Origin of the sequence: Acidovorax sp. SUPP3334 (genome assembly GCF_030159055.1) — a bacterium.
In the GTDB taxonomy this organism is placed as follows: domain Bacteria; phylum Pseudomonadota; class Gammaproteobacteria; order Burkholderiales; family Burkholderiaceae_C; genus Paracidovorax.
The window spans coordinates 1-14,104 of sequence record NZ_BQXQ01000038.1 but is presented as its reverse complement, the minus strand read 5'-3'; the positions used below and the strand labels follow the sequence as shown (position 1 = coordinate 14,104).

The following is a 14,104-nucleotide window of genomic DNA, read 5'->3' as shown; positions in this document are numbered from 1 at the left end:
CGTTCAGGCCTGCGGCGCCTCGGCCTCGCGCCGGTGCTGCGGTGCGAGCGGGCAGGCGCCGCAATGGCTTTCGCCGGGCAGCAGGTAGTACAGGCAGCATTGGCGGTGCAGAGTGACCGGCGCAGCGCCCGCGCCACGCGGCACCTGCCGCTGCGGGCCGAACAGCGGATTGCTGCGCGGCAGGCCGCTGGGCTGCAGCCACTGCGGTCGGTGCAGCAAGGCGTCGCGGTCTGCCGCAGCCGGCGTGGCGGGCCCGGCCAGGGCCACGGCCTGGGTCAGGATGGACTCCAGCCGCCGCGCCGCGTTGCCCCAAAGGATCTTGGGCGCCACCCGCGTGAGTGATGCGATGCTGGAAAAGAGCGGATCGAGGTGGCGCCACAGCAGGTCGCCATAGCGTTCGGCCGTGCCCGTGCCCGGCATGGGCTGACCGAGCGTGCCGATGTGAAAGTCCTGGACCGTGCCGTGCCGGTCCAGCCGCACCCACACGTCCTGCGCAGCGACGGGTAACGCATGCTGCAGAACGCTCGCGGCGGCCACCACGGGCGGTAGCAGCCGGTCGAGGTAATGCAGCGTCCACGCCGACGCCACCGCACGCAGATCGTTCGGGTTCGCGCTCCGGTGCCGGGCCTGGCGGAGCAGCACATCGCCCAGGGTGTCGGCGTCGTTCAGCAGCGCGGCCAGGTTCAGTGCATCCAGCGGCGGCGCCGGTGCGCACTGCAGGCCCGTGCCGTGCTCTGCCAGTGCGCCGGGAAAGAGGGGTTGCAGCAGCGGGATCACGGTGGGCATGCCTCCGAGACGCGGCAGGCGGGCGCCTGTTCATGCAAAGGCCATCGAGCGCTGCGTGTGTCCGCTTCATGTGCGCGCTGCCGCGCTGCATGTGCCCGCCGCACGTTCTGCCCGAGGTGCTGCCCGCGTGTCTTGCCCGCGCGTGAACATTTGCGGCGGCCTTGCGTCTCGGAGGTGGTGGCGCGCAAACGCTGCCGCAGGCCCTCCCAGGCTGCGCCCGGCGCGGCCCGGGTTCGGCCGCCGTTTTTCCTTCCACTCCAGCCGGGCCGCGGGGCGTTGCACGCCACCGGGGCGGAAAGATCCTTCGCATGACACCTCCCAGCGGCTCCCGTGGCAACGCCAACGAAATCAGGCGCCTGCTCCAGCCCTTCCTTCCGTGGATCGCCCTGTCCGCCGTCACCGGCATCGGGGCCGGCGCGGCCACCGTCGCGCTGCTGGCCACCATCAACCGCGTGCTCAACACGCCGGGCGGGCTTGCGGGCGGGCTGCTCATGGTCTTCATCAGCCTGTGCCTGGGCGCGCTGGCGGGCCGGGTGGTGTCCGACATGTCCAGCAACTTCGTGGGCCAGCGCCTCGTGGCGCAGGTGCGCAAGGGGCTGGCGCAGAAGATCCTCGCCGCGCCCATCGACGCGCTGGAGCGCTACCGCACCCACCGGCTCATGCCGGTGCTCTCGCAGGACGTGGACATGATCAGCGACGTGGTGTTCGCGCTCTCCGCCACCCTCATCGCGGTGGCCATCGCGCTCGGTTGCCTGATCTATCTGGCGGTGCTGTCGCTGCCGCTGTTCGGCGTGCTCATCGTGGCCCTGGCCATCGGCGCCACGATCCAGGTGGTGGCGCAGTCGCGCGGCGTGAAGGGCTTCTGGAAGGCGCGGGAATACGAAGAGCAACTGCACAAGGCCTACCGCGGCATCAGCGAAGGCGCCAAGGAATTGCGCATGCACCGCACACGGCGCGCGCGCATGTTCACCGAGCAGATCGAGCGCGTGGTGGACAGCATCCGCACCGTCAACGGGCGCGCCATCAACACCTACGTGGTCGCCACCGCGTTCGGCTCGGCGCTGTTTTTCCTGCTGATCGCGCTCATCCTCGGCTGGGCCGCGCTGCGCGCACCCGAGCCGGCCGTGCTCAGCGGTTTCGTGCTGGTGCTGCTGTTTCTCAAGGGGCCCATGGACCAGATCGCCTCGGCCCTGCCCGGCGTGGGCCGCGCGAAGGTGGCGTTCCAGCGCATCGCCGACCTGTCCACCCGCTTCGCCAGCCCCGAGCCGCACCTGCCGCTGCAGGCGCAGCAGCGAGACGCCCGGCTGGACGATGCCATCGAACTGCGCGGCGTGCGCTACGCCTTCGATGCGCCGCAGGGCGGCGAGCCCTTCGTGCTCGGCCCCATCGACCTGCGCCTGCGCAAGGGCGAACTCGTGTTCGTGGTGGGCGACAACGGCTCCGGCAAGACCACCCTCATCAAGCTGCTGCTGGGCCTGTATGCGCCGCAAAGCGGTGACATCGTGCTGGACGGCGAGCCCGTCGTCGCCGAAACGCGGGACGACTACCGGCAGCTGTTCACCACCGTGTTTTCGGACTTCTACCTGTTCGAAGACCTGCTGGGCGAAGAGTCGGTGGGCTCCACCGCGCAAGCCCGGGCCCAGAAGTACCTGGAGCGCCTGGAGATCGCCCACAAGGTCTCGGTGAAGGACGGCGTCTTCACCACCACCGACCTGTCCACCGGCCAGCGAAAGCGGCTGGCGCTGGTGCACGCCTACCTGGAGGGGCGCCCGGTGCTGGTGTTCGACGAATGGGCCGCCGACCAGGACCCGACCTTTCGCCACCTGTTCTACACCGAGCTGCTGCCCGAGCTGCGGGCCAAGGGGCATCTGCTCGTCGTCATCTCCCACGACGACCGCTACTTCCACCTGGCCGACCGCGTGGTGGCCATGCGCGCCGGCCGCGTGGTGCACGATGGCGCGGCGCCGCAGGGCGAAACGGGCTTGCCTTCCGCACAATCCACACCCTCCACGCAGCCCGCGCGCACCGAGCGCACCGAGCGCGGCGCACCGGCGGCATCGCAGCAAGAAGGCGGAGTGCACGGCCCGGCAGCGCCCGCGCCGCAAGGCGCGAAGGATGCGCACCAGGAAGACTTCCAGCCGGCCTGATGCCTGCGGGCGATCGCGCCGGGCGGTGCCGTCGCCTGGCGCGGCGGGCTTTGAGACGAATGCTCACTTATTGATAGCAATATCCCCTAGATTTATATGCGCTGGAGGCTGTTTTGGTCCATAGGCCTTGCCTGCGGCCCGTGCCCGCACCGCGCCGCACCATCGCTGCGCCCAGGCGGTGGCGGCCATCCGGGTGACGCCCGGGGGCGCGAACCGGCTGGAGCCGTTGGATTGGCTGAACCCATAATCCGGCAGCGCAAACCACCGCCCGGCACGCCACTCCATGAACACAGCCCCGACCGACCCCACGCCCGACGCCAAGACCTTGCAGGAACGCGAGGAACAGTTGCGGCTGGCCATCGAAGCGGCGGACGTGGGCTTGTGGGATGTGGACGTCGCCACCGGCGCGCTGTACTGGCCGGCGATCGTCAAGGCCATGTTCGGCATCTCCGCGCAGGCGCAAGCGACGCTCGACGACTTCGTGGCCTGCCTGCACCCGGACGATGCCCCCGAAGTGCTCCGCGCCTTCGCCGCCGCCCAGGACCCGGCGCTGCGCACGGTGTACGACGTCGAATACCGCACCATCGGCAAAGAGGACGGCCGGTTGCGCTGGCTGGCCGCCAAGGGCCGGGGCCTGTTCGACGCCTCGGGGCGGTGCATCCGCGCCATCGGCACGGTCATCGACATCACCTGCCGCAAGCAGGCCGAATCCCTGCAAAAAGAGATTCAGCAGCGCCTTCAGGTGCTGGACCGCATCGAGCACGCCACGCGGCCGCTGGTCGATGCGGTCGATGTCATGCAGGTCACGGCGCAACTGCTGGGCGAGCACCTGGGCGCCACGCGCTGCGCCTATGCCGATGTCGAGCCCGACAACGACCGCTTCACCATCCGCAGCGACTGGTCCCGTCCGGGCGTTCCGTCGAGCGCCGGGGTGTACTCGCTCGATCTTTTCGGCCCGCAGGCCACGTCCAACCTGCGCAACGGGCGCCACCTGGTGGTGCACGATGTGGACCGCGAGCTGGGCGATGACCATGGCGGCCGCATGTTCAACGCCATCGGCATCAAGGCCATCGTGTGCGCGGGCCTGGTCAAAGGCGGGCGGCTGGTGGCGATGATGGCCGTGCACCAGTCCACCCCGCGCCGCTGGTCCGACGCGGACCTGCGCGTCATCACCGAGGTGGTGGACCGCAGCTGGGCCCACATCGAGCGCGTGCGCGACGCCGCCATGCTGCGCGAGCAGGACCGCCGCAAGGACGAGTTCCTGGCCACGCTGGCGCATGAGCTGCGCAATCCCATCGCGCCCATGCTGTACGCCATCACCCTGCTCAAGCGCGACCCCGATCCATCCCGCCATGCCCGCAAGCACGAGGTCATCGAGCGCCAGGCGAACCATCTCGTGCGGCTGGTGGACGACCTGCTCGACGTCTCCCGCATCAACCGCGGGCTGATCGGCCTGAAGCAGGAGGTGACCGACATCGCACCGCTGCTGGAGCAGGCCGTCGAAGCCGCCACGCCGTGGCTGGAGGCGGCGGGACACCGGTTCAGCATGCAGCTGCCGGGCCGGCCGGCACCCGTCCACGCGGACCCGGCACGGCTGGTGCAGGTGGTGACGAACCTGCTGAACAACGCCGCCAAATACACGCCCGACGGCGGCGACATCCGGCTGACCGCCCGCGTGGATGGGGCGCGGGTCGTCGTCGAGCTGGCCGACAACGGCATGGGCGTTCCGCCGCAGGACCAGGGCCGGCTGTTCCAGCTGTTCACCCAGCTGTCGCACACCGGCCGCAAGGCGCACGGCGGGCTGGGCATCGGCCTGTCGCTCGTGAAGAGCCTGGTCGAGATGCACGGCGGCACGGTGGGCGTGGAAAGCGCCGGCATCGGCCAGGGCAGCACGTTCCGCCTCGAACTGCCTCTTGCTGCAGCGGCAGCGGAGGCCGCGCCCGATGCACCGGCCCCAGCGCCGGTAGCGCCCGGAGCCACAGCGGCCGAAAACCTCGGCCGCGTGCTGGTGGTCGAAGACAACCCCGACGGACTGCTTACCCTGGTGGAACTGGTCAAGATGGAGGGCCACGCCGTGATGGGCGCGGCGAGCGGCCCGGAGGCGCTTCGCATCGCCAGCGACTGGAAACCCGACCTGGTGCTGCTCGACCTGGGCATGCCGTCGATGGACGGCTACGAGGTCGCGGCGCGATTGCGCGGCGACCCCGCCACGGCCGGCACGCGCATCGTGGCGCTCTCGGGCTGGGGCACCCGGCAAGACCGGGCCCGGACCGCTGCGGCGGGCTTCGATGCGCACCTGACCAAACCCGTGGAGCCGCAAGACCTGCTCGACCGCATCGCCGAATGGATGAGCCCGCAGGCCGTTGCCGGCCGCCGCCATGCGGGGCCAGCCGGTCTGCCGACCTGAAAGCGACTGCGGGCAGGCGTGATGCCGGGAGGACGGGCGATAGCGGTGAGGGTGAGGGTGACAGTGCCGAAGCCGTGCCCGCCAAAGACCGCGCGGCTCGCCAGTGGTTTGCTCACTTATTAATAGCAGTATCCCCTAGATGAATATGCGCTGGGGGCTTATTTGGCTTGAAGGCTCCGCCCGGCGCCAGCGCGCGCATACACTGTCCGTCTTCAGCCCCAGGCTGCCTCAGGGAACCCCCCATGCGCCCATCCGTGCTTCGTGTTCTGTACTGCGTGCCGGCAGTGCTCGGAGGGCTGGGGTCGCTGGCCGCGGCACCCGCCCAGGCGCGCACGCCTGCCCCCACCGTCTGGACGAACTCGCTCGGCATGCCGTTCGTGCGCGTGCCGGCCGGCAGCTTTCGCATGGGCAGCGACGAGTCCGTGGATGCGCTGGCCGCTTCTTACCCGCTCATGGAGCGCCAGCGCTTCGAACTGCTGACCGACGAAGCGCCCGTGCACACCGTGCGCATCCGCCGCGCTTTCTACCTGGGAAAGACCGAAGTGACGGTGGGGCAGTTTCGCCGGTTCATCGAAGCATCGGGCTACCGCCCAGAATCCGAGGCCGACGGCACGGGCGGCTACGGCTACAACCCCGATTACGACCCGGCCAAGACCCGGCGCGGCGACGCCTTCGAGGGGCGGGACCGCCGCTATTCCTGGCGCAACCCCGGCTTCGTGCAGGGCGACGACCACCCGGTGGTCAACATCACCTGGCACGACGCGCACGCGCTGGCCGCCTGGCTCAGCAGCACCGAGGGCCACCGCTACCGCCTGCCCACCGAGGCCGAATGGGAATACGCCTGCCGCGCCGGCACGCGCACCCGCTACCCGCACGGCGACGACCCCGAAGGCCTCGTGCGCCATGCCAACACGTTCGACCAGGACGCCGCGCCCTACTGGCCCCGCTGGGCAGCCCAGGCGCTCAAGGGCCACGACGGCCACGCCTTCACGGCGCCGGTGGCCAGCTATCCGCCCAATGCCTTCGGCCTGCACGACATGGTGGGCAATGCGTGGGAATGGGTGTCGGACTGGCATGGCGACACAGCCTATGCCGAGTCGCAGCGCGACGATCCGCAAGGCCCGGCGCAAGGCGATGTGCGCGTGCGCCGCGGCGGCTCATGGCACACCTGGCCGCTGTACGCCCGCTGCGCGTACCGCAACTGGAACGCTCCGGACACGCGCTACACGCTGGTCGGCATGCGGCTCCTGCGCGAGATGGATGCAGCAACGGCGCCCGCCGCGCGAAAGAAGGCATCGCCGCCCGCCGCGCGTTGATTCCCCGGCGGGGCGCGGCTGCGCCACGCGCGTCCCTGCCTTCACGCCGGTTGCGGCCCGCTATGAGTCCGCGGGCTCTTCCACGGACTGGAGAATCGCCAGCAGCGGATCGTTCGGGTCGGGGCGATGGGTATCGGGCTCCAGGGGATCCCACTGCGGATTGTTCCGGTTGAGCCACGCACCCGTCACGATCTGGCGGGCCAGGGCCCGGCGCTCTTCGGCCATGGCGTTCAGGTCCTCTTCGGTGGCGGGTGCCGCCGATGGCGCATCGGGCGCTGGCTCGGCATCGCGCAGTTCCTGCTCCACATTGGCCACGGCCTGCTCGAAGTCGCGCAGCACGTAGTGCGCCAGCAAAGCCCGTTCATCGAACAGCGGCGGGGCATCGCCCGCGCTGGCGGCGGGGGGCAGGGCGTCGGAGTCCACGGGGGATTCAGCGAGGGATTCGGAGGTCATGGGGTGCCTTTGCAGGAAATGTCATCGGGACTCGCAGGCATGCCGGCATCAGCGGCGCGCGGGGTATGCGAATCGGAATCGCACCGGCGTTCAATACCACTGGGGCCGCGCGTGGTACTGCTGGTAGTTGTGGTGCATGCCGTGCGGGTTGAAATGCGCCATGTCGTGCTTGAACACCGAGGCGGCGTGTGCCAGCGACTGGTAGGTGTGCGCGGCCGCATGGATCGGATAGGCCACGTGATTGATCGCGTTCTGCGCCATCTGCCCCACCTGGTACGCGGCGGCCTGGATCGGGTAGGTCACATGGTTGATGGCGTTTTGCGCCATGTAGCTCGCCTGGTGTGCCGCCGCCTGGATCGGGTAGGTCACATGGTTGATGGCGTTCTGCGCCATGTAGCTCGCCTGGTGTGCCGCCGCCTGGATCGGATAGGTCACATGGTTGATCGCGTTCTGCGCCATGTACCCCGCCCCGTACGCCGCCGATTGAATGGCTTGGTCCATGTGATGGAGCGCATGGTTGACGCCCTGGGCTGCGGCATGGGCCATGTTCTGCACCTTGTAGCGCCCCGCGTTCACGCCGTAGGCCACGGCGCCGCCTGCCAGCATGGCGCCGCCCACGCCCATCATGGCCACCTGGCCCATCTTGTGAAGCGCCGCGCTACCGTAGCGCGAAACCTTGTGGGCCAGCCGGCGCGGGTCGAAACGTTCCAGGTCCCTCGCCACCGAACGGGCCGCCTGGCGTGCCCCCTGCGAAACGCCGCGCGCCGTTTCTCCGAAGAACCCGCGCGCACTGCCGGCCGCGTTGGCATAGGCTTTTTGCGAGCGCATCTGGTGGTCGGTCTGCGCGGTGCGATGCCGCTGCGCCACCGCGCCGTAGCCGAAGCCCGGCCGGGATGCCTCATGGGACTCGGCCCGTAAAGCCGAAAAACCATTCTTGTACTGCTTGACCTCGTGCCGCATGCCTTGCGAGAGATGCTGGGTGGCGTCGCGCGCATGCTGCGCCGCGTTGGAGAACGCCTGGCCCATCGGCGTGCGGCCTCGCAAAGCGTTCATCGAACGGGGCGCCATGCCGCCCCTCTGCGCTCCGCCGTCCCGGCCTTGAAGCCCGCCGGGCCCGGCAAAGGCCGTGCTCTGGCGGCTGGGCTTGCTCGTCTTGGCCTCCGGTGCGGGGGCGGGCGCAGCGCCGCCCGAGCCCATGGCGTGCCGCAATTTATTCAAGCTGAAGTTCGATGTCATGGCCGTTTTTCCCGATGCATGGTGACCGCAGCCTTCTGCCCGGGGGCTGCGATGAGAGGGCTTCATGCCATGGTGCCGCCGGGAGCGAGCCCGAACCTGCCGCGCCCGAACGGATGGGCCCCGATGCGAAGCGAGGAAGCGGCGGAATGCGCCGTCCCGCTGGATGAGAGCAACAAGGGGAATGCCGTTTGCCATCCATTGGCATGTCCATGGAAGAAGATCCCGTCCAGAAAGCGCGCCGACTGCGACAAGCGTCGGCCGTGATCAAGGAGGCGTTGCATGATGCGGCCGAGCGCCTCCAGCTCGTCCGTAGTGCCGTGGCCAGACAACGGGTGTCCGAGGACATTGCCCATTCGCTGACCGACGCGCTCGAGCGTCAATCTCCTCCCTCCAAGCGGTAACGACGCTCTGCGGCGAAGGCAGGGTTAATGCGACAGAAAGAACTTGCGGCGCGCCGGTTTTGCTCGGCCCGGGCTTCACGCTCACAGCCGGCGCCTCTGCTCTGCTGCTGGTCGGCACGACGCTCACGATCACCGGCTCAAGGGTTCCGAACATCGGTGTGTTCAGCATCACCGGCCGCACAGCGAGCGCGGCGGTGCTTGAGTGCACGCCTCGACAGATCACGCTCACCGCCGCCTTGCCGCCTTGCCGCCAGGGCGACGGTGGCCATGCAGACGGCCTTCCGACACTTCCAGCAGTTGGCCGATACTTTCATGCCGTGATCCTACCGATAGGATTCAGAAGTTTCTGAACGCATTGGTCAGGCTTTCAGAGGCATGCGGCCGAAAGGTGTTTTTGATGTTCCGGAGGACCAGTTAAGCTCAACGGCCAAGATCTCAACGTGGCTCGCCAGCGTTTCAGCTCACATCGAGGTGTTTTCGCTTCCACCTTTCCAAACCGCCCCGAAGTAGACCGGCACCGCCCTTTGAATTGGTTCGCCTAAACGAGAAAATTAGCTCGCTTTCGAGGATGCGGTCTCCTAATCAGCTACGGTCAACGTGTTGAGTGTCGGAGCAGTCCACAGCACCGTTCTCTACGACGAATACCCCATCCCATCCCTATGGCCATTGAGAAGTCCGAGCTTTATTCATCACTTTGGGCATCCTGCGACGAAGTGCGCGGCGGCATGGATGCCAGCCAGCACAAAGACTATGTGCTGATGCTGCTGTTCATCAAATACGTCAGTGACAAGTACGCTGATCAGCCCTTCGCGCCTATCACCATCCCGCCCGGAGCCAGCTTTGCCGACATGGTGGCGCTCAAGGGCACCACGGACGTTGGCGACCAGATCAACAAAAGAATAGTTGGCCCGCTGGCCGCAGCCAACAAGCTGGCTGACATGCCAGACTTCAACGACGCCACCAAGCTCGGCACCGGCAAAGGGATGGTGGACCGACTCGTCGCATACCCCGCTCGGTGGTCGCGATTGCAACACTCGACGTGAACCCAGCTTTCAAGGAACCGCATCATGAAACTCATTCTTGACAACATCGGCTTGCTTCAGCACGCCGAGATTTCTCTGCGCAAGCTGTGCGTGATCGCTGGTGAAAACGACAACGGCAAGAGCACGATCGGCAAGATCGTCTTTTGCATCGTCAAGGCCATCAACCGCTACCGGGAAGACTTGCAAGAGTCCAAGGAATTCTGGGTCGGCGAGAAGAGAGAGGAGATCTACTTCCGATTGCGCGAAGCGCTCAGACACACCAGCACCGAAGTGCTGGACGTGTTGAGGGGCATTCACATGTCATCGAGACACCGCCTGAATGCCAAAGAGCAGCTGGCCTCCATCGACGAATCGATCGACCGGGTCCTTGCACTGGCAGAGTTGTCAGCAGAGGACAGGCAAGAAGTCATCGCCCTGCGCGATGAAATTGAGGCCAAGTTGGATCAGCCCGAGGACATCAAGCAATCTATTGAGAACGCGCTCAACAAAGTTTTCGCGTCGGAGTTCGACGCCTCATTGCTGCTGCAAGGCGCGAAAGAAGGGCGCATCCAACTGCTTGAGAACGACCTGACGCTGATTGACCTCGTGGTGACAGACGATCGCGTGCGTCTGATGGGCGAAGTGGAGCCCGTGGCCCTGAAAGACGCCACCTTCATCGATTCGCCGCTCATCTTGAACCACCATGACGTTCTAGCCCGCAGCCAGACCCTGCTGGACATGGACCAACGTCGGGCGGCCCCGTACCGCTTAGGTCAGTCATTCACCACGCTGCACACCAAAGACCTGTTTGAAAAGCTCCGCACACCAGTACTGCCATTCGATCTGCTCAGCCCAAATGATGCGACGGGGGCATACCATGTGCTCGCCAACCTGCAAGCGCTGATCGACGGTGAGGTGGCTTACGACAAAACCGAGCGCGACTTTGTGTTTCGCCGCCCGAGCGGGGCTGCCATCTCCATCAAAAACACCGCCAGTGGCATCAAAGTGTTTGGCTTGCTGAAGATGCTGGTGGCTAATGAGTTTGTCGCCAAAGACACGGTTCTTATCTTTGACGAACCTGAGAATCACTTGCACCCCAAGTGGCAACTCAAGCTGGCAGAGGTGCTGATCAAGCTGGTGGAAAGCGGTGTGTACGTATTGGTTTCATCGCACAGCCCCTACCTGATTGAGGCCCTGAAACGCGGCGTGGACCGAGCGGAACTTGCCACTGAGGCACGATTTGCCCTGGCCAAGGAAAAGAACATCAGAGATGAAGACCGCCTGAGCGACATTTTTAGCGTGCTTGCCGAGCCATTTGAAGCTTTCAGACAAATGGATGCCGAGGACTTACGCGATGAATAAATACAGCCTGCGGCAGCACTTGGCGCAAGAACTGGGGCCGCATTTGTCCACGTTCAAAGCCACCAGCTTTGATGACGCGAACGATGTCCACCTCTGCAGTGACGAAACGACGGGCGAGGTTTACGACTTTGATGCCTACGTGCGGGGGCTCGGCGCTGATCCCATCCCGGCTTCACCCGATGCCATACACGCCGGGGGCAAGGATTTCTACTTCGTTGAATTCAAGAACCAGCGCAGCGCCGACATCGACAAGACGCAATTGCAACGCAAATTTAAGGCTGGAACAGAAATCTTGAAGAAACTGCTCCAAGATTTCTCCGCGAGGGATTGCCGGTATCACTTTTGCGTGGTGATGAAGAACCAGCCGAGAGCGCGTTACATGGACTTCGGCCACATTGAGCGCAATGTGGTCCGGTTCGGGCTTGACGAGTTGAACCAAAAGCTGGGGGGCTTTTACGACCATGTCGTGACTGAAAGTCTTGATTTTTATATCGATCAATTCAAGAAATTGCAGTGCGCATAAACCACGGCATCACCGGCCACTGCGTGATCGTGAGATTGACGTGCAGGTGCTGCGACAAGTCCAAAGCAGCCATCGCTCACTGGCCAAACCGGCTTTGTTGCATTAGGGCCTGTTAACACTAATTGACTTGACTACGCGAACTGCGAGAAAATCCATGGATGGAAATCACACCAGCGCAGTTCGCCCAGATCGAGCATTGCTTGCCCACGCAACGGGGCAACGTCAGCCTATCCAACCTGGATGTGTTGAATGCAATCCTTTACGTCGCGGAGCACGCCTGCAAGTGGCGCGGACTTCCCAAACGGTTCGGCAATTGGCACACCATCTACACGCGGATGAATCGCTGGTCAAAGTCGGGCGTCATGGACCGGCTGTTCCAGGCACTGCAGCAGTCTCAGGTGGTGCGCATCAAGATCGAAGCCGTGTCGCTGGACAGCACCAGCATCAAGGTGCATCCGGATGGCACCGGGGCGCTAAAAAAAACGGCCCGCAGGCCATCGGCAAGTCCCGAGGCGGATGGAACACCAAAATTCATATGGTTGCCGCGGATGCTCGAACGGCCATAACGTTCTAGTTTTCGCCAGGCCAGGCCAGGCCAGGCCAGGCGCACGATGCACCGGCGGGGCGGGAGTTACTCAGTCGCCTTGGCGCACCGAGCAGGCCGCTTCATCTCCTCATGGATCGCGCCTATGAAGGCAACGAGACCCGACAACTGGCTTCATTGCGGTTGTCCCGCCGCTCAAGACCCGCATCCAACCGTGGGAGTATGACCGCGAGATGTACAAGCGCCGCAGCGAGGTCGAGCGCCTGTTCCGCCGGCTCAAGGGCTACCGCCGCATCTTCTCGCGCTTCGAAAAACTCGACGTGATGTTCCTCGGCTTCATCAGCTTCGCGCTGATCGCCGATGGACTGCGATTGTGTTAACAGGTCCTAATGGAATCAGCAAACGCAGAAATCCATTCCCATCTTTTTGTAGTCGGCCCTGCAAAACTCCTGCACCCCTCATGAACGCTGGATTCTTTGCTTGTTGCGGTCCACCGAATCCCCCAGGAACCGTTGAACAGGCAGCTGATTTCTGAGGGATTTGCGCATGCCCGAGCCCACCGACACGCCCGATTTCTTCCGCCCCCGCCTGGCCGAGATGATCGACCTTCGCCACCCTCTGGCCGTGCTGGCGAGTCGCCTTCCGTGGACGCAGATCGAAGCTGTGCTGGCCCCGTACTTCGCACGCCGAGTCCGCTCCGGCAAGGTGGTCGAGCACGACGATCTTTTTGGGCCAGCGCTGCAGATGGCCGGCTCTGGTATTGCCGCTGCTGGTCGCCCCCGTCTTCCGATTCGCCTCATGGCCAGCCTGCTGTACCTCAAGCACGCCTACAAGCTCAGCGACGAAGAGCTCGTCGAGCGATGGGCCGAGAACGTGCAGTGGCAGTTCTTCAGCGGCATGACCTTCTACGAACCCCGGCTGCCCTGCGACGCGACCCAGATCGGGCGCTTCCGGTCGACCCTGGGCGAAGCCGGCGTCGAAGAGCTCCTGAAGGCCACCATCGACACCGCCGTGAGTGCCAAGGCCATCAAGCCCGCAGAGTTCGAGCGCGTGATCGTGGACACGACCGTCCAGGAGAAGGCCATCGCCCACCCTGTGGACTCCCGCCTGCTGGAGATCGCACGTGCCAAGGTGGTGGCCGCCGCCAGGCGCATGGGCATCTTGCTCAAGCAGACCTTCGCGCTCGAGGGCAGCCACCTGCGCCGCAGGGCCGGTGGCTATGCGCACGCCAAACAGTTCAAGCGCTTGAAGAAGGTGCTCAAGCGCCAGCGCACGGTGCTGGGCATCGTGCTGCGCGAAGTGCAGCGCAGGCTCGGTGGGTTGGCTGCTGCATCGGCATCGGCATCGGCCGTCGATCGCCTGCCCGGCGTCAACTATTCTGAGCGTCCGGCGTCAATTATCTTGAGCGGCGCGGTCGAGCATGTTCATTGAGTAGTTGTCGTCGCGCTGCGTTGCCGGCGAGCCGGCAACGCAGCGCGACGGCGGTAGCTGTCCACATTCATCTCCAGGATCGTTGCGTGATGAACCAGGCGATCCACCGCGGCGATCGTCATAGCTTTGTCGGGGAACACTTCGTCCCATGCCGAGAAGGGTGCGTTGGCGGTGATGGCGATGCTCTTTCTCTCGTAGCGTTCAGCAATGAGCTCGAAGAGCACCGAGGTCTCAGCCTGATCGCGGCGCGCGTAGCTCAGGTCATCCAGGATGATCAGATCGAATCGATCGAGCTTCGCGAGCTCTCCTGGCAACCGCAGATCCCGGCGCGCTGCCTGCAGCCGTTGCACTAGTGTCCCGTCCCGTTATTTTCTGGCATTAATCGTGCATACCATTGAGGTATGTTGGAACCGGAGATACCGCGATGAGAATGGGCAGACCGAAGGTCGAGTTGGCGCTCTCTGACGAGGAGCGAT

10 protein-coding genes and 3 pseudogenes are annotated in these 14,104 nt (G+C 65.3%); 8 read left to right on the top strand and 5 right to left on the bottom strand.

Annotation, left to right across the window (positions count from 1 at the left end):
* Positions 1-3: 3 nt before the first annotated feature.
* Positions 4-786 carry a siderophore-iron reductase FhuF gene (fhuF, locus tag AVHM3334_RS18845; RefSeq protein WP_284414874.1) on the bottom strand — a complete coding sequence of 261 codons (783 nt, stop codon included), beginning with the start codon at positions 784-786 and terminating at the stop codon, positions 4-6.
* A gap of 308 nt (positions 787-1,094) precedes the next feature.
* Here fhuF and AVHM3334_RS18840 point away from each other — a divergent pair, with 308 nt between their 5' ends.
* From AVHM3334_RS18840 to AVHM3334_RS18830, 3 genes are all read left to right on the top strand, one after another.
* Positions 1,095-2,933 (top strand): cyclic peptide export ABC transporter, encoded by a 1,839-nt coding sequence (locus AVHM3334_RS18840; protein ID WP_284414872.1) that lies wholly within the window; start codon positions 1,095-1,097, stop codon positions 2,931-2,933.
* A 283-nt stretch (positions 2,934-3,216) separates the two neighbouring features.
* The gene (locus AVHM3334_RS18835) at positions 3,217-5,340 is read left to right on the top strand and encodes a hybrid sensor histidine kinase/response regulator (protein ID WP_284414870.1); all 2,124 of its coding nucleotides are present in this window, start codon (positions 3,217-3,219) and stop codon (positions 5,338-5,340) included.
* A 242-nt stretch (positions 5,341-5,582) separates the two neighbouring features.
* The gene (locus AVHM3334_RS18830; protein WP_284414868.1) at positions 5,583-6,656 is read left to right on the top strand and encodes a formylglycine-generating enzyme family protein; all 1,074 of its coding nucleotides are present in this window, start codon (positions 5,583-5,585) and stop codon (positions 6,654-6,656) included.
* 60 nt (positions 6,657-6,716) lie between these two features.
* Here the strand turns inward: AVHM3334_RS18830 and AVHM3334_RS18825 are convergent, their stop codons facing one another.
* The 3 genes from AVHM3334_RS18825 to AVHM3334_RS18815 form a co-directional block, all read right to left on the bottom strand.
* Complete coding sequence (locus AVHM3334_RS18825; RefSeq protein WP_284414866.1) at positions 6,717-7,109, bottom strand: hypothetical protein; 393 nt, start codon at positions 7,107-7,109, stop codon at positions 6,717-6,719.
* A gap of 90 nt (positions 7,110-7,199) precedes the next feature.
* Positions 7,200-8,345 (bottom strand): hypothetical protein, encoded by a 1,146-nt coding sequence (locus AVHM3334_RS18820; protein ID WP_284414864.1) that lies wholly within the window; start codon positions 8,343-8,345, stop codon positions 7,200-7,202.
* A 62-nt stretch (positions 8,346-8,407) separates the two neighbouring features.
* Positions 8,408-8,725: a hypothetical protein gene (locus AVHM3334_RS18815; RefSeq protein WP_284414862.1), complete on the bottom strand. Its 318-nt coding sequence runs from the start codon at positions 8,723-8,725 to the stop codon at positions 8,408-8,410.
* Positions 8,726-9,405: 680 nt separating this feature from the next.
* Between AVHM3334_RS18815 and AVHM3334_RS18810 the strand changes: the two genes are divergently transcribed.
* The 5 genes and pseudogenes from AVHM3334_RS18810 to AVHM3334_RS18790 form a co-directional block, all read left to right on the top strand.
* On the top strand, positions 9,406-9,789 hold the full coding sequence (locus tag AVHM3334_RS18810) for a type I restriction-modification system subunit M N-terminal domain-containing protein (protein ID WP_284414860.1): 384 nt from the start codon (positions 9,406-9,408) through the stop codon (positions 9,787-9,789).
* Between the two features lie 24 nt (positions 9,790-9,813).
* Positions 9,814-11,130: an AAA family ATPase gene (locus AVHM3334_RS18805; RefSeq protein WP_284414858.1), complete on the top strand. Its 1,317-nt coding sequence runs from the start codon at positions 9,814-9,816 to the stop codon at positions 11,128-11,130.
* On the top strand, positions 11,123-11,653 hold the full coding sequence (locus AVHM3334_RS18800; protein WP_284414856.1) for a hypothetical protein: 531 nt from the start codon (positions 11,123-11,125) through the stop codon (positions 11,651-11,653). The genes AVHM3334_RS18805 and AVHM3334_RS18800 overlap by 8 nt, the downstream gene beginning before the upstream one ends.
* 158 nt (positions 11,654-11,811) lie before the next feature.
* Positions 11,812-12,577, top strand: a pseudogene (locus AVHM3334_RS18795) (IS5 family transposase).
* A gap of 166 nt (positions 12,578-12,743) precedes the next feature.
* Positions 12,744-13,559 (top strand): annotated as a pseudogene (locus tag AVHM3334_RS18790) (IS5 family transposase); the annotation flags it as partial.
* 62 nt (positions 13,560-13,621) lie between these two features.
* On the opposite strand, the pseudogene AVHM3334_RS18785 reads toward AVHM3334_RS18790, so the two are convergent.
* A pseudogene (locus AVHM3334_RS18785) lies at positions 13,622-13,984 on the bottom strand (ATP-binding protein); the annotation flags it as partial.
* Positions 13,985-14,104: the final 120 nt, after the last annotated feature.